General features: G+C 58.9%; 13 protein-coding genes. All 13 read left to right on the top strand.

Features of this window, described 5'->3' with window-relative positions; all coding sequences use genetic code 11:
- The first annotated feature begins 167 nt into the window (after nucleotides 1–167).
- Nucleotides 168–1,892, top strand: a complete 1,725-nt coding sequence (ilvI, locus tag AC6I79_RS15765) for an acetolactate synthase 3 large subunit (protein WP_264249454.1) — start codon at nucleotides 168–170, stop codon at nucleotides 1,890–1,892.
- Between the two features lie 2 nt (nucleotides 1,893–1,894).
- On the top strand, nucleotides 1,895–2,386 hold the full coding sequence (ilvN, locus tag AC6I79_RS15760) for an acetolactate synthase small subunit (protein ID WP_010615603.1): 492 nt from the start codon (nucleotides 1,895–1,897) through the stop codon (nucleotides 2,384–2,386).
- A gap of 197 nt (nucleotides 2,387–2,583) precedes the next feature.
- Nucleotides 2,584–3,594 carry a catabolite repressor/activator gene (cra, locus tag AC6I79_RS15755; RefSeq protein ID WP_010615604.1) on the top strand — a complete coding sequence of 337 codons (1,011 nt, stop codon included), beginning with the start codon at nucleotides 2,584–2,586 and terminating at the stop codon, nucleotides 3,592–3,594.
- Nucleotides 3,595–4,086: 492 nt separating this feature from the next.
- On the top strand, nucleotides 4,087–4,545 hold the full coding sequence (mraZ, locus tag AC6I79_RS15750; protein WP_021507569.1) for a division/cell wall cluster transcriptional repressor MraZ: 459 nt from the start codon (nucleotides 4,087–4,089) through the stop codon (nucleotides 4,543–4,545).
- A gap of 2 nt (nucleotides 4,546–4,547) precedes the next feature.
- Nucleotides 4,548–5,489 carry a 16S rRNA (cytosine(1402)-N(4))-methyltransferase RsmH gene (gene rsmH, locus AC6I79_RS15745; protein ID WP_021507568.1) on the top strand — a complete coding sequence of 314 codons (942 nt, stop codon included), beginning with the start codon at nucleotides 4,548–4,550 and terminating at the stop codon, nucleotides 5,487–5,489.
- Nucleotides 5,486–5,806: a cell division protein FtsL gene (gene ftsL / locus AC6I79_RS15740; protein WP_021507567.1), complete on the top strand. Its 321-nt coding sequence runs from the start codon at nucleotides 5,486–5,488 to the stop codon at nucleotides 5,804–5,806. The genes rsmH and ftsL overlap by 4 nt, the downstream gene beginning before the upstream one ends.
- 16 nt (nucleotides 5,807–5,822) lie before the next feature.
- Entirely contained in the window at nucleotides 5,823–7,592 is a 1,770-nt protein-coding gene (locus tag AC6I79_RS15735) for a peptidoglycan glycosyltransferase FtsI (protein ID WP_021507566.1), read from the top strand.
- Nucleotides 7,579–9,066, top strand: a complete 1,488-nt coding sequence (gene murE / locus AC6I79_RS15730; RefSeq protein WP_021507565.1) for a UDP-N-acetylmuramoyl-L-alanyl-D-glutamate--2,6-diaminopimelate ligase — start codon at nucleotides 7,579–7,581, stop codon at nucleotides 9,064–9,066. Before AC6I79_RS15735 ends, murE begins: the two co-directional genes overlap by 14 nt.
- Nucleotides 9,063–10,424 carry a UDP-N-acetylmuramoyl-tripeptide--D-alanyl-D-alanine ligase gene (gene murF, locus AC6I79_RS15725; protein WP_498027370.1) on the top strand — a complete coding sequence of 454 codons (1,362 nt, stop codon included), beginning with the start codon at nucleotides 9,063–9,065 and terminating at the stop codon, nucleotides 10,422–10,424. The genes murE and murF overlap by 4 nt, the downstream gene beginning before the upstream one ends.
- Nucleotides 10,418–11,500: a phospho-N-acetylmuramoyl-pentapeptide-transferase gene (gene mraY / locus AC6I79_RS15720; RefSeq protein WP_021507563.1), complete on the top strand. Its 1,083-nt coding sequence runs from the start codon at nucleotides 10,418–10,420 to the stop codon at nucleotides 11,498–11,500. Before murF ends, mraY begins: the two co-directional genes overlap by 7 nt.
- Nucleotides 11,501–11,502: 2 nt before the next feature.
- Nucleotides 11,503–12,819 carry a UDP-N-acetylmuramoyl-L-alanine--D-glutamate ligase gene (murD, locus tag AC6I79_RS15715; RefSeq protein ID WP_104094004.1) on the top strand — a complete coding sequence of 439 codons (1,317 nt, stop codon included), beginning with the start codon at nucleotides 11,503–11,505 and terminating at the stop codon, nucleotides 12,817–12,819.
- A complete protein-coding gene (ftsW, locus tag AC6I79_RS15710; RefSeq protein ID WP_021507561.1) occupies nucleotides 12,819–14,033 on the top strand; it encodes a cell division protein FtsW in 1,215 nt (404 codons plus the stop codon). Before murD ends, ftsW begins: the two co-directional genes overlap by 1 nt.
- Entirely contained in the window at nucleotides 14,030–15,088 is a 1,059-nt protein-coding gene (gene murG / locus AC6I79_RS15705) for an undecaprenyldiphospho-muramoylpentapeptide beta-N-acetylglucosaminyltransferase (RefSeq protein WP_150360694.1), read from the top strand. The genes ftsW and murG overlap by 4 nt, the downstream gene beginning before the upstream one ends.
- The last annotated feature ends 19 nt before the right edge of the window (nucleotides 15,089–15,107 follow it).

Here is a 15,107-nt window from a genome sequence, read left to right as displayed (position 1 = left end):
AAAGAATCCACGCAGGTAGATTCCCTGTACCTGGAAGACGAAATGAATGGCGTCTTCTGAGCATAAACATAAGGTTTTGATCTTAATTGGCAATAAAGGGACAGATGCGAGCGGCACGCAGGATAGCGTTTGCTGGCGCAGCTGGCTCTCAAGCCTGGAGGCAGAAAATGGAGATGTTGTCAGGAGCCGAAATGGTCGTCCGTTCGTTAATCGATCAGGGCGTTAAGCAGGTATTCGGTTATCCGGGCGGTGCGGTGCTCGATATTTATGATGCGCTGCAAACGGTCGGTGGTATTGACCACGTGCTGGTGCGCCACGAGCAGGGCGCCGTACATATGGCGGATGGCCTGGCGCGCGCGACCGGCGAAGTCGGCGTGGTGCTGGTCACCTCAGGTCCTGGCGCCACCAACGCTATCACCGGTATTGCGACCGCCTATATGGATTCCATTCCGCTGGTGATCCTCTCCGGTCAGGTGCCGTCCTCGCTGATTGGCTATGACGCCTTCCAGGAGTGCGACATGGTGGGGATTTCGCGTCCGGTGGTGAAGCACAGCTTCCTGGTGAAAAGCACCGAAGAGATCCCGACGGTGCTGAAAAAAGCCTTCTGGCTGGCGGCCAGCGGTCGTCCGGGACCGGTGGTGATTGATCTGCCAAAAGATATTCTGAATCCGGCCAACAAGCTGCCGTACGTGTGGCCGGAAACTGTCAGCATGCGCTCTTACAACCCGACGCTGCAGGGCCACAAAGGCCAGATTAAGCGCGCGCTGCAGACGCTGCTGGCGGCGCACAAGCCGGTAATTTACGTCGGCGGCGGGGCCATTACTTCAGGCTGCGAGGCGGAACTGCTGCAGCTGGCAGAGCAGCTGAATATTCCGGTCACCACCTCGCTGATGGGGCTGGGCGCGTTCCCGGGCTCGCATCGCCAGTGTGTGGGCATGCTCGGTATGCACGGCACCTATGAAGCCAACATGACCATGCACAATGCCGATCTGATCTTTGGTATCGGCGTACGCTTTGACGACCGCACCACCAACAATCTGGCGAAGTATTGCCCGAATGCCACCGTGATGCACATTGACGTCGACCCGACTTCGATTTCCAAGACCGTCAGCGCCGATATTCCGATTGTCGGCGATGCCAGACAGACGCTGACGCAGATGCTGGAGCTGCTGGCGCAGAGCGAGGCGAAGCAGGAGCTCGACAGCCTGCGTGACTGGTGGCAGAGCATTGAAGGCTGGCGCAGCCGCAAGTGCCTGGAATTTGACCGTACCAGCGACAAAATCAAACCGCAGGCGGTAATCGAAACTATTTGTCGTTTGACGCACGGCGAGGCGTATGTGACCTCGGACGTCGGCCAGCACCAGATGTTCGCCGCGCTTTACTATCAGTTCGATAAACCGCGCCGCTGGATCAACTCCGGCGGCCTCGGCACCATGGGCTTTGGCCTGCCGGCGGCACTCGGCGTGAAGATGGCGCTGCCGCAGGAAACCGTGATTTGCGTGACCGGCGACGGCAGTATCCAGATGAACATTCAGGAGCTGTCGACCGCGCTGCAGTATGACCTGCCGGTGCTGGTGCTGAACCTGAACAACCGCTTCCTCGGCATGGTGAAACAGTGGCAGGACATGATTTACTCCGGCCGCCATTCACAATCCTATATGGAATCGCTGCCGGACTTCGTGCGCCTGGCGGAAGCCTATGGCCACGTGGGCATCGCGATTCAGCATCCGGCTGAGCTGGAAGAGAAGCTGCAGCTGGCGCTCGACACGCTGGCGAAAGGGCGTCTGGTGTTTGTGGATGTCACGGTGGACGGCAGCGAGCACGTCTACCCGATGCAGATTCGCGGTGGCGCGATGGATGAGATGTGGTTGAGCAAAACGGAGAGGACTTAATTATGCGTCGTATTTTATCAGTTCTGCTGGAGAACGAATCCGGCGCATTGTCGCGCGTGGTGGGGCTGTTTTCCCAGCGCGGCTATAACATTGAGAGCCTGACCGTCGCGCCGACCGACGATCCTACCCTGTCGCGTATGACCATTCAGACCGTGGGCGACCAGAAAGTGCTGGAGCAGATCGAAAAGCAGCTGCATAAGCTGGTGGACGTGTTGCGCGTCAGCGAACTGGGGCAGGGCGCTTACGTCGAGCGTGAAATCATGCTGGTGAAGATTCAGGCCAGCGGGTACGGTCGTGAAGAGGTAAAACGCAGCGCGGAAATTTTCCGTGGGCAGATCATCGATGTGACGCCGACGCTGTACACGGTTCAGCTGGCCGGCACCAGCGATAAACTCGACGCGTTCCTCAACACCGTGCGCGAAGTGGCGGAAATCGTTGAAGTGGCGCGTTCCGGCATCGTCGGGGTATCACGCGGCGATCGCGTAATGCGTTAATACCGCAAAGTTATCATCGGTTTTCAAGCTAACCCGGCGGAATGCCGGGTTTTTTTATTTTATGCGCTTCGGCCGCTTGTGCATGAAAAGCGGTTGCTCAGCGTACTGTTCTGCGGTTAGATGTTACAAATGTTTTACCCTTAGCTACTCTGCGGACATTTTCGCCAGCCCTGGCTTATCAGAATTAAGGTGTCATCGTGAAACTGGATGAAATTGCGCGCCTGGCGGGCGTGTCGCGCACCACGGCGAGCTATGTCATCAATGGCAAAGCGCGGCAGTATCGTGTCAGCGACAAAACCGTTGAGAAAGTCATGGCGGTGGTGCGTGAGTACAACTATCACCCCAACGCGGTGGCTGCGGGCCTGCGCGCCGGACGCACCCGTTCGATTGGTCTGGTGATCCCCGATCTGGAAAACACCAGTTATACCCGCATCGCCAACTATCTCGAACGCCAGGCGCGTCAGCGCGGCTATCAGCTGCTGATTGCCTGTTCCGAAGATCAGCCGGATAACGAAATGCGCTGCATTGAGCACCTGCTGCAGCGTCAGGTGGATGCGATCATTGTCTCCACGTCGCTGCCGCCGGAACATCCGTTCTATCAGCGCTGGGTCAACGATCCGCTGCCGATTATCGCGCTGGACCGCGCGCTGGATCGTGAACACTTTACCAGCGTGGTCGGTGCCGATCAGGATGACGCGCAGGCGCTGGCGGCTGAATTGCGTCAGCTGCCGGTGAAAAACGTGTTGTTTCTCGGCGCGCTGCCGGAGCTGTCGGTCAGCTTCCTGCGTGAAATGGGGTTCCGCGAGGCGTGGCAGGGTGATGAGCGCCCGATCGATTTCATCTATTGCAACAGCTTTGACCGCGCCGCTGCGGCGACGCTGTTTGAAAAATACCTTGAAGACCACGCGATGCCCGAAGCGCTGTTTACCACCTCGTTTGGCCTGCTGCAGGGGGTGATGGACGTGACGCTGAAGCGTGACGGCCGCTTGCCGACAGACCTGGCTATTGCAACTTTCGGCGACCACGAATTATTAGACTTTCTGGAGTGCCCGGTGCTGGCGGTAGGGCAGCGCCATCGCGATGTTGCTGAGCGTGTGCTGGAGCTGGTGCTGGCTTCGCTGGATGAGCCACGCAAACCGAAGCCGGGTTTAACCCGTATTCGCCGTAATTTATTCCGCCGCGGACAATTAAGTCGTCGCGCTAAATGAAGCGTCGGGCGAGACGTCGCCCGCGCTAATTTCTCTCATCCCTATTTAACCAGACGCACACGGGCGTAAAAAAGCGTAAATTATCATCGCCCCGGCTAACGAATTATCGGCGCTGGATTTTCTTATTTGTTTACATCTTCAGCAATCGCGCATAGCAGAGCTGACGCGATGGTGCTGGGCTTCCTTTCAGAAATCCCCTAAAATGCCGCCGCCGTCGCAGATTGGGGCAGAATAATCGCAGCGGTAAAATTGCGCTAATTTTCACCGATAAATCTGACGCAAATTTTTTTTATACTGTTATTCATCAGGTTAATTTTAAATTGACCATTCATTCTCCTCTTATTCTTCTCTCCGGTTAATTTCATTCGGTGTAAAGAGTGATATTCACTTGCCGTTGCGGCTTGACAAGGATTTCATCGGCTCCGTAAACTCGTTTCGTGGTAAAAAGTGGGATAAAGTGGTGAAAACGGGTAACTGAGGGGTAGGGCTGGCATGTTCCGTGGAGCAACGTTAGTCAATCTCGACAGCAAAGGGCGCCTGGCGGTGCCGACGCGTTATCGCGAATTGCTGCTCGCAGAGTCTCAGGGTCAAATGGTTTGCACCATTGACCTCCATCAGCCCTGCCTGCTGCTTTATACCCTGCCCGAATGGGAAATTATTGAGAAAAAACTGGCCCGGTTATCCAGTATGAATCCGAACGAGCGTCGCGTGCAGCGTCTGCTGTTAGGTCATGCCAGCGAGTGCCAGATGGATAATGCAGGCCGTTTACTGCTGGCGAATACGTTGCGCCAGCATGCGAGCCTGACCAAAGAAGTGATGCTGGTTGGACAGTTCAACAAGTTTGAACTGTGGGATGAACAGACCTGGTATCAACAAGTTAAGGACGATATTGACGCAGAACAGTCAGCTCAGGAGCCTTTATCTGAGCGGTTGCAGGACTTGTCGCTATAGCTATGCAGGAAAATTTTAAACACACCACGGTGCTGCTGGATGAGGCGGTTAACGGCCTTAATATCAGGGAAGACGGCATTTATATTGACGGCACCTTTGGTCGCGGCGGTCACTCACGCCTGATCCTGTCGCAGCTTGGCGCGCACGGACAGTTACTGGCGATCGATCGCGATCCGCAAGCCATAGCCGCAGCCGCTGAGATAAAAGATCCACGTTTCTCGATTGTGCACGGGCCGTTTTCAGCGCTGGCTGAGTATGTCGAAGAGCGCGGGCTGACCGGAAAAATCGACGGCGTACTGCTGGATTTGGGCGTCTCTTCGCCTCAGCTGGATGACGCCGAGCGCGGTTTCTCCTTTATGCGCGACGGGCCGCTGGATATGCGTATGGATCCGACGCGCGGTCAGTCGGCAGCCGAGTGGTTGCAGAGCGCGGAAGAGGCAGACATTGCGTTTGTGCTGAAAACCTACGGTGAAGAGCGCTTCGCAAAACGCATCGCCCGCGCCATTGTCGAGCGCAACCGGGAACAGCCGATGACGCGCACCAAAGAGCTGGCCGATCTGATTGCGGCGGCAACGCCGGTAAAAGATAAGTTTAAGCATCCGGCGACGCGCAGCTTCCAGGCGATACGCATCTGGATCAACAGTGAGCTGGAAGAGATCGATATCGCGCTGAAAGGGGCATTAACGGTGCTGGCACCGGGCGGGCGTTTATCCATCATCAGCTTCCACTCGCTGGAGGATCGGCTGGTGAAGCGCTTCATGCGTGACCAGAGCCGCGGACCGCAGGTGCCGGCCGGGATTCCGATGACCGAGAGCCAGCTGAAAGCGCTGGGCGGACGTGAACTAAAAACCCTCGGCAAGCTGATTCCTGGCGAAGCCGAAGTCAAAGACAACCCGCGCGCGCGCAGTTCGGTCCTGCGTATCGCTGAGAGAACCGCATCGTGATTGGCAATGAGCGTCACAGCCTGCCCGGCGTCATTGGTGGCGATCTGCTGCGTTTTGGCAAGATCCCGCTGCTGCTGCTGATCGCCGTGCTGGTTTCTTCGGTGCTGGTGGTGACCACCACGCATAAGACCCGTCTGCTGACGGCGCAGCGTGAGCAGCTGGTGCTGGAGCGTGATGCGCTGGATATCGAATGGCGCAACCTGATCCTCGAAGAGAATGCGCTGGGCGATCACAGCCGGGTAGAACGGATAGCAACCGATAAGCTGCAGTTGCAGCATGTTGATCCTTCACAGGAAAATATTGTGGTGCAGAAATAAGGAATCGCAGACCTCAATGAGCGGCGCAGGCAAAACGCTGAAGTTAAGAAAACAGGAAGATAAGGCCAGCTTTGTAAGCTGGCGTTTTGCGTTGCTATGCGGCTGTATTCTTCTGGCGCTGGGCGGATTGCTGTCGCGCGTGGCGTGGCTGCAGGTCATCAGCCCGGATAAGCTGGTGAAGGAAGGCGATTTACGTTCGCTGCGCGTGCAGGAAGTGCCTACCGCGCGCGGCATGATCAGCGATCGCGCCGGACGCCCGCTGGCGGTAAGCGTGCCGGTTAACGCCATCTGGGCCGATCCCAAAGAGCTGACCGAGCACGGCGGCGTCACCGTCGATAGTCGCTGGAAAGCGCTGTCGGATGCGCTGTCGATCCCGCTGGATCAGCTGGCGGCGCGCGTCAACGCCAACCCAAAAGGGCGCTTTATTTACCTCGCCCGTCAGGTTAACCCGGCGATTGGCGAATACGTGAAAAAGCTCAAGCTGCCCGGTATTTACCTGCGTCAGGAGTCGCGCCGCTACTATCCGGCCGGTCAGGTCACTGCCCACCTGATTGGCTTCACCAACATTGACGGCCAGGGCATTGAAGGCATCGAGAAGAGCTTTGATAAATGGCTGACCGGTGAGCCGGGCGAACGTACCGTGCGCAAAGACCGCTACGGGCGGGTGATTGAGGATATCTCCTCGGTCGACAGCCGCGCCGCGCACAACCTGACGCTGAGCATCGACGAGCGCCTGCAGGCGCTGGTGTACCGCGAACTGAACAATGCTGTTGCCTTCAACAAAGCCGAATCGGGCACTGCGGTGCTGGTGGACGTGAACACCGGCGAAGTGCTGGCGATGGCCAACAGCCCGGCTTACAACCCCAATAATCTCAGCAACACGCCGAAAGACGTCATGCGTAACCGCGCTATTACCGACATCTTCGAGCCAGGTTCCACCGTGAAGCCAATGGTGGTGATGACCGCACTGCAGCGCGGCGTGGTGAAAGAGAACAGCGTTCTGAACACCGTGCCGTATCGCGTCAATGGTCATGAGATCAAAGACGTAGCGCGCTATAACGAATTGACCCTTACCGGGGTTCTGCAGAAGTCGAGTAACGTCGGGGTTTCGCGCCTCGCGTTAGCGATGCCCTCCTCAGCGCTGGTAGAAACTTACGCGCGCTTTGGCCTGGGTAAACCGACCAATTTGGGGCTGGTCGGGGAAAGTAGTGGCTTATACCCTCAAAAACAACGGTGGTCTGACATAGAGAGGGCCACCTTCTCTTTCGGCTACGGGCTAATGGTAACGCCGTTACAGTTAGCGCGAGTCTACGCAACCATTGGCAGCTACGGCATCAATCGCCCGCTGTCGATTACCAAAGTTGACCCGCCGGTGGCGGGCGAGCGTGTTTTCCCGGAAGACCTGGTGAAAACCGTGATGCACATGATGGAAAGCGTGGCGCTGCCGGGTGGCGGTGGTGTTAAAGCCGCCATCAAGGGCTATCGCATCGCGATCAAAACCGGTACCGCGAAAAAAGTCGGGCCGGACGGACGCTACGTCAATAAATACATTGCTTACACCGCGGGCGTTGCGCCTGCCAGTCGCCCGCGTTTTGCGCTGGTGGTAGTGATCAACGATCCCCAGGCCGGTAAATATTATGGTGGTGCGGTTTCTGCACCGGTGTTTGGCGCCATCATGGGCGGTGTGCTGCGCACCATGAACATTGAACCGGATGCGCTGCCAACGGTGGATAAAAACGAGTTGGTGAAGAATAAGAGAAGTGAGGAATCAAGTGACAGATCGTAACCTGCGCGACTTGCTGGCCCCGTGGGTGCCTGGCGCGCCGGCGCGTCCACTCCGTGACATGACACTGGACAGCCGCGCTGCGGCTGCTGGCGATCTGTTTATCGCCGTGGCGGGCCATCATGCTGATGGACGTCGATTTATTCCACAGGCCATCGCCCAGGGTGTGGCGGCGGTCATTGCCGAGGCTGAAGGCGAAGCCAGCGATGGGGATATCCGCGAGATGCACGGCGTCCCGGTTATCTATCTGGCTCAGCTGCCGCAGCGCCTTTCCGCGCTGGCCGGGCGTTTCTACCAGCAGCCGGCTGAAAAATTAAAGCTGATTGGTGTGACCGGCACTAACGGTAAAACCACCACCACGCAGCTGATTGCGCATTGGGCCAACCTGCTGGGCGAAACCGGTGCGGTGATGGGCACGGTGGGCAATGGCCTGTACGGTCAGCTGGTGCCGAGTGAAAACACCACCGGTTCAGCGGTGGATGTACAGCATATTCTGCACGACCTGGTCGGGCAGGGGGCTAGCGTCGCCGCGATGGAGGTTTCTTCGCACGGTCTGGTGCAGCATCGCGTGGCCGCGCTGCCGTTTGCCGCCGCGGTATTTACCAATCTGAGCCGCGATCACCTTGATTATCACGGTGACATGCAGGGCTACGAATCAGCCAAGTGGCTGCTGTTCTCTGAGCATCAGGTAGGCGAGGCCATCATCAACGCTGATGATGAAGTGGGCCGCCGCTGGCTGGAAAAATTACCGGATGCCGTGGCCGTTACGCTGAGCAACAATCTGCAGCCCGGCTGTCGTGGCCGCTGGCTGCAGGCGACGGCGATCGATTATCACGACGGCGGCGCACACGTGCAGTTCAGTTCAAGCTGGGGCAACGGCGAGTTTGACAGCCGCCTGATGGGCGCCTTTAACGTCAGCAATCTGCTGCTGGCGCTGGCGACACTGCTGACGCTGGATTATCCGCTCGACACGCTGGTGGCCAGTGCCAGCCAGCTGCAGCCGGTGTGCGGGCGTATGGAAGTGTTCACCGCCGCGCACAAGCCGACGGTAGTGGTGGATTACGCACATACGCCAGACGCGCTGGAAAAAGCGCTGGAGGCGGCCCGGCTGCACTGCAAGGGCCAGCTGTGGTGCGTATTTGGCTGCGGTGGCGACCGTGACAAAGGCAAACGCCCGCTGATGGGCGCGATTGCCGAACAGTTTGCCGATATCGTGGTGATCACCGATGACAATCCGCGGAGCGAAGAGCCGACGGCGATTGTTAACGACATTCTCACCGGCCTGCTCGATCCGGGCCGGGCACGCGTTATTGCAGGACGAGCGCAGGCGGTTACCCATGCGGTGATGCAGGCCAGCGCCGACGACATCGTGCTGGTGGCCGGTAAAGGCCATGAAGATTATCAAATCATCGGCAACCGCCGCCTTGACTACTCTGACCGCGACACCGTCGCCCGTTTGCTGGGGGTAATGGCATGATTCCGGTTACGCTGAAAACCCTGGCAGAGATTAGCGGTGGGCAACTGCACGGCAGCGATCTCACTATTGCGGATGTCACCACGGATACCCGTAAAGTCACCCCAGGCAGCCTGTTTGTCGCGCTGGTGGGCGAACGTTTTGATGCGCACGATTTTGCCGCCGACGCTATCGCCAGTGGCGCACAGGCGCTGCTGGTAAATCGTCGTTTAGCGGTTGACGTGCCGCAGGTGGTGGTCGCTGACACGCGTATCGCCTTTGGTCAGCTCGGCGCCTGGGTGCGTCAGCAGTCGAAAGCGCGCGTGGTGGGGCTGACCGGCTCCTCCGGTAAAACCTCAGTAAAAGAGATGACCGCGGCGATTCTGCGCCAGTGCGGTGAAACGCTGTATACCGCCGGCAATCTCAACAACGATTACGGCGTGCCGATGACGCTGCTGCGTCTTACCCCGCAACACGCGTATGCCGTGATTGAAATGGGCGCGAACCATCAGGGTGAAATCGCCTACACCACCAATCTGGTGCGTCCGGAAACCGCGCTGGTTAACAATCTGGCGGCGGCGCATCTGGAAGGCTTCGGTTCACTGGCGGGCGTGGCAAAAGCCAAAGGCGAAATCTTTGGCGGCTTACCGGTACACGGCACCGCAATCATCAACGCTGACAGCAACGATCTGCCCAACTGGCAGCCGCAGTTTGCTGACAAAACCCTGTGGCGCTTTTCGCCGCAGCCGATGGCAGACGCGGAGTTCCGCGCCAGCGATATCGTACTGCGCGCTGACGCCACGCTGTTTACCCTGCACACGCCGCGCGGTGACATCGCCGTCGAGCTGCCGCTGCCGGGCCGGCACAATATCGCTAATGCGCTGGCCGCTGCCGCGCTGGCGCTGTCGGTTGACGCGCCGTTAAGCGCTATCCAGTCTGGCCTTAAAACTTTGCAGCCCGTTCCTGGGCGCCTGTTCCCGATTCGCCTCGCCGGTAATCAACTGCTGCTGGATGACAGCTACAACGCCAACGTCGGTTCGATGACCGCCGCTGCGCAGGTGCTGGGCGATATGCCGGGCTTCCGCGTCATGGTGGTGGGTGACATGGGCGAGCTGGGCGACGAGGCCGAAGCCTGTCATCGTCAGGTGGGCGAAGCGGCGAAAGCCGCCGGTATTGATTGTGTGCTGAGCACTGGCAGGCTCAGCCATTTTATTAGTGAAAGCAGCGGCAAAGGCGAACATTTCGCCAGTAAAGCCGAACTGACTGAACGTTTACGCACGCTGCTGTCCCAACATGCGGACATCACTATTTTGGTTAAAGGTTCACGTAGTGCCGCCATGGAGCAGGTAGTACAGAGCTTACAGGAGAAAGGAACATGCTAGTCTGGCTGGCCGAACATCTGGTCGCATTTTATTCCGGCTTTAACGTCTTTTCCTATCTGACGTTTCGCGCCATTGTCAGCCTGCTGACCGCTCTGTTCATCTCTTTATGGATGGGCCCGCGCCTGATCGCCTGGCTGCAGAAACTGCAGATTGGCCAGGTGGTACGTAACGATGGTCCGGAGTCGCACTTCAGCAAGCGCGGCACGCCGACCATGGGCGGCATAATGATTCTGACTTCCATCACGGTTTCGGTGCTGATGTGGGCTTATCCGTCCAATCCTTACGTCTGGTGCGTGCTGGTGGTGCTGGTCGGTTTTGGCGTAATTGGCTTTGTTGATGACTATCGCAAAGTGGTGCGTAAAGACACTAAGGGCCTGATCGCGCGCTGGAAATATTTCTGGATGTCGGTGATTTCGCTCGGCGTGGCGTTCGCGCTGTTCATCGCCGGTAAAGATACGCCTGCCACACAGCTGGTGGTGCCGTTCTTCAAAGATGTTATGCCGCAGCTCGGCCTGTTCTACGTGGTGCTGGCCTATTTTGTGATTGTCGGAACCGGTAATGCGGTAAACCTGACAGACGGTCTGGATGGTCTGGCCATCATGCCAACGGTGTTTGTCGCGGCGGGATTTGCGCTGGTGGCCTGGGCGACCGGTAACGTGAAATTTGCCGAGTATCTGCACATCCCGTATCTGCGCCACGCCGGTGAGCTGGTGATTGTCTGTACCGCGATTGTCGGGGCCGGTCTCGGCTTCCTGTGGTTCAACACCTATCCGGCGCAGGTCTTTATGGGCGACGTGGGTTCGCTGGCGCTGGGCGGCGCACTGGGCACGCTGGCAGTGCTGCTGCGTCAGGAATTTTTGCTGGTGATTATGGGCGGCGTATTTGTGGTTGAGACGCTGTCGGTGATCCTGCAGGTGGGTTCGTTCAAGCTGCGCGGTCAGCGTATTTTCCGCATGGCACCGATTCACCACCACTATGAACTGAAAGGCTGGCCGGAGCCGCGCGTGATCGTGCGCTTCTGGATTATTTCGCTGATGCTGGTGCTGATTGGCCTGGCAACGCTCAAGGTACGTTAATCATGGCTGACTATCGGGGCAGAAAAGTCGTCATCATTGGATTAGGCATTACCGGCCTCTCCTGTGTTGATTTCTTCCTCGCGCAGGGCGTGACGCCCCGCGTGATGGATACCCGTGTGTCACCGCCGGGGCTGGACAAACTGCCAGAGCAGGTGGAGCGCCACGTTGGCGGTATCAACAGCGACTGGCTGCTGGCATGCGATCTGATCATCGCCAGCCCGGGCATCGCGCTGGCGCACCCGGCGCTGAGCGAAGCGGCCGACGCCGGCATTGAAATTGTCGGCGATATCGAACTGTTCTGCCGTGAGGCGCAGGCGCCGATTGTGGCGATCACCGGTTCCAATGGCAAAAGTACCGTCACCACGCTGGTGGGCGAAATGGCGCGCGCTGCGGGCTGGCAGGTGGGCGTAGGCGGCAACATTGGGCTGCCAGCGCTGACGCTGCTTAAATCGCCGGCGCAGCTGTATGTGCTGGAGCTCTCCAGCTTCCAGCTGGAAACCACCTACAGCCTGAAAGCAGCGGCGGCAACCATCCTCAACGTCACTGAGGATCATATGGATCGCTATCCGCTCGGCATGCAGCAGTACCGCGCCGCTAAATTACGTATCTATGAAAACGCGGATATCTGCGTGGTGAATGCCGACGATGGCATGACCATGCCGGTGCGCGGCGCCGATCGCCGCTGCGTCAGCTTTGGCATCGACGTTGGCGATTATCACCTCAACCAGCAGCAGGGCAGTACCTGGCTGCGGGTGAAGGGCGAGAAAGTCCTTAATACCGACGAGATGAAGCTGGTCGGGCAGCACAATTACACCAATGCGCTGGCCGCGCTGGCGCTGGCCGATGCGGTGAAGATCCCGCGCGCTTCCAGCCTGAAAGCGTTAACCACCTACAGCGGCCTGCCGCATCGCTTCCAGCTGGTGCACGAAGCGCATGGCGTGCGCTGGATTAATGATTCGAAAGCCACCAACGTGGGCAGCACCGAAGCCGCGCTTAACGGCCTGCAGGTGAAAGGTACGCTGTGGCTGCTGCTGGGTGGCGATGGCAAAGGGGCGGACTTTACGCCGCTGGCGCGCTATCTGCAGGGCGACAACGTGAGGCTGTTCTGCTTTGGCCGCGACGGCGATGCGCTGGCCGCGCTGCGTCCGGCGGTGGCGACGCGCACCGACACGCTCGAACAGGCGATGACGCAGATTGCCGCTCAGGTGCAGGCGGGCGACCTGGTGCTGCTGTCACCGGCTTGCGCCAGCCTCGACCAGTTCCGTAATTTTGAACAGCGCGGCGATCGCTTCGCGCAACTGGCGAAGGAGCTGAGCTGATGCGTATTCCCGGAGCCAGTATCGCCAGTTTTATTTCGCTGCGCCTGCGTGATTGGGTGATGGGCGCGCGCGACAACGACGACGCGCCGGTGGTGCTGTATGACCGCACGTTGCTGTGGCTGACATTTGGCCTGGCGATTATCGGTTTTGTCATGGTCACCTCGGCGTCGATGCCGGTTGGACAGCGTCTTAACGACGATCCGTTCTACTTTGCCAAGCGTGATGCCTTTTATATCGCCCTGGCGCTGGGTATGGCGTTAGTGACGCTGCGCGTACCGATGGATTTCTGGCAGCGCTACAGCAACGCGATGCTGATGGCTTCGGTGGCGATGCTGCTGATCGTGCTGGTGGTCGGTAGCTCGGTTAACGGCGCATCGCGCTGGATCGCGCTCGGGCCGCTGCGTATTCAGCCGGCGGAGTTATCCAAGCTGTCGCTGTTCTGCTATCTCGCCAGCTATCTGGTGCGCAAAGTGGAAGAGGTGCGGAACAACTTCTGGGGCTTCTGTAAGCCGATGGGCGTGATGGTGGTGCTGGCGGTGCTGCTGCTGGCCCAGCCGGACCTCGGCACCGTGGTGGTGCTGTTTGTTACCACGCTGGCGATGCTGTTCCTGGCGGGCGCCAAACTGTGGCAGTTCCTGGCGATTATCGGCTCCGGCATTTTCGCCGTGGTGCTGCTGATTATCGCGGAACCTTACCGTATGCGCCGCGTGACCTCCTTCTGGAACCCGTGGGAAGATCCGTTCGGCAGCGGCTATCAGCTGACCCAGTCGCTGATGGCGTTTGGCCGCGGTGAGTTCTGGGGGCAGGGCCTGGGCAACTCGGTGCAGAAACTGGAGTATCTGCCGGAAGCGCATACCGACTTTATCTTCTCAATTATCGGTGAAGAGTTGGGTTATGTCGGTGTGGTTTTGGCGCTGTTGATGGTATTCTTCGTCGCTTTTCGCGCAATGTCGATTGGCCGTCGCGCGCTGGAGATCGACCAGCGTTTTTCCGGCTTCCTCGCCTGTTCCATTGGCGTGTGGTTTAGCTTCCAGGCGCTGGTTAACGTTGGTGCGGCGGCGGGTATGCTGCCGACCAAGGGCCTGACGCTGCCGCTGATCAGTTACGGTGGATCGAGTCTGATCATTATGTCGACCGCCATCGTGTTTTTATTGCGCATAGATTATGAAACACGTCTGGCAAAAGCCCAGGCGTTTACCCGAGGTGCCCGATGAGTGGTAAACGGCTGATGGTCATGGCAGGGGGTACCGGCGGACATGTGTTCCCCGGACTGGCCGTGGCGCATCATCTGATCGAACAAGGCTGGCAGGTGCGCTGGCTGGGAACGGCAGACCGGATGGAAGCCGATCTGGTGCCAAAGCATGGCATCGATATCGACTTCATCCGCATCAGCGGACTGCGCGGCAAAGGCGTAAAGGCCCTGCTGCTGGCACCGGTGCGCATCTTCAATGCGTGGCGCCAGGCGCGCCGCATCATGAAAAACTGGCAGCCGGATGTGGTGCTGGGCATGGGCGGATATGTTTCCGGTCCGGGCGGCCTTGCGGCGTGGAGTTGCGGCATCCCGGTGGTGCTGCATGAGCAGAACGGCATTGCCGGCCTGACCAATAAGTGGCTGGCGAAAATCGCCACCACAGTGATGCAGGCCTTTCCGGGCGCGTTCCCCACTGCCGAGGTGGTGGGCAACCCGGTACGTAATGATGTGCTGGCGCTGCCGCTGCCGGCGCAGCGTCTGGCACACCGCAGCGGGCCGATTCGCGTGCTGGTGATTGGCGGTAGTCAGGGCGCGCGCATCCTCAATCAGATCGTGCCGCAGGTCGCCGCCGAACTGGGTGACGCCATCACGCTGTGGCATCAGACCGGCAAAGGCGCACGGGAGACCGTGCAGCAGGCGTATCAGGCCGCTGGCCAGCCGCAGCACAAGGTCACCGAGTTCATCGATGACATGGCGCAAGCCTATGCGTGGGCCGATGTGGTGGTGTGCCGCTCCGGCGCGCTGACCGTCAGTGAAGTGGCGGCGGCGGGTTTACCGGCGATTTTCGTGCCGTTCCAGCACAAAGATCGTCAGCAATACTGGAATGCGCTGCCGCTGGAAAAAGCCGGCGCGGCCAAAATTTTCGAGCAGCCGCAGTTTACTGCTGCGGCCGTCGCAGACACGCTGCGCCACTGGGATCGCGCCACGCTGCTGGCGATGGCGAAAAAAGCCCGCCAGGTCGCGATTCCTGATGCGACCGAACGGGTGGCACAAGAGGTTGCGCGCGTCGCGAAGTAAGTTAACCGGTCAGTTTGAC

This window comes from gamma proteobacterium symbiont of Scutellera amethystina, assembly GCF_059730845.1.
Note: the sequence above shows the minus strand (reverse complement) of the source record. Positions and strands in the feature narration are given on the sequence as shown.

Bases quoted from the DNA above. Each gene is read 5' to 3' on its own strand.
- ilvI (WP_264249454.1), top strand. From the start codon at position 168: ATGGAGATGTTGTCAGGAGCCGAAATGGTCGTCCGTTCGTTAATCGAT.
- ilvN (WP_010615603.1), top strand. From the start codon at position 1,895: ATGCGTCGTATTTTATCAGTTCTGCTGGAGAACGAATCCGGCGCATTG.
- mraZ (WP_021507569.1), top strand. From the start codon at position 4,087: ATGTTCCGTGGAGCAACGTTAGTCAATCTCGACAGCAAAGGGCGCCTG.
- rsmH (WP_021507568.1), top strand. From the start codon at position 4,548: ATGCAGGAAAATTTTAAACACACCACGGTGCTGCTGGATGAGGCGGTT.
- AC6I79_RS15735 (WP_021507566.1), top strand. From the start codon at position 5,823: ATGAGCGGCGCAGGCAAAACGCTGAAGTTAAGAAAACAGGAAGATAAG.
- murF (WP_498027370.1), top strand. From the start codon at position 9,063: ATGATTCCGGTTACGCTGAAAACCCTGGCAGAGATTAGCGGTGGGCAA.
- mraY (WP_021507563.1), top strand. From the start codon at position 10,418: ATGCTAGTCTGGCTGGCCGAACATCTGGTCGCATTTTATTCCGGCTTT.
- murD (WP_104094004.1), top strand. From the start codon at position 11,503: ATGGCTGACTATCGGGGCAGAAAAGTCGTCATCATTGGATTAGGCATT.
- ftsW (WP_021507561.1), top strand. From the start codon at position 12,819: ATGCGTATTCCCGGAGCCAGTATCGCCAGTTTTATTTCGCTGCGCCTG.
- murG (WP_150360694.1), top strand. From the start codon at position 14,030: ATGAGTGGTAAACGGCTGATGGTCATGGCAGGGGGTACCGGCGGACAT.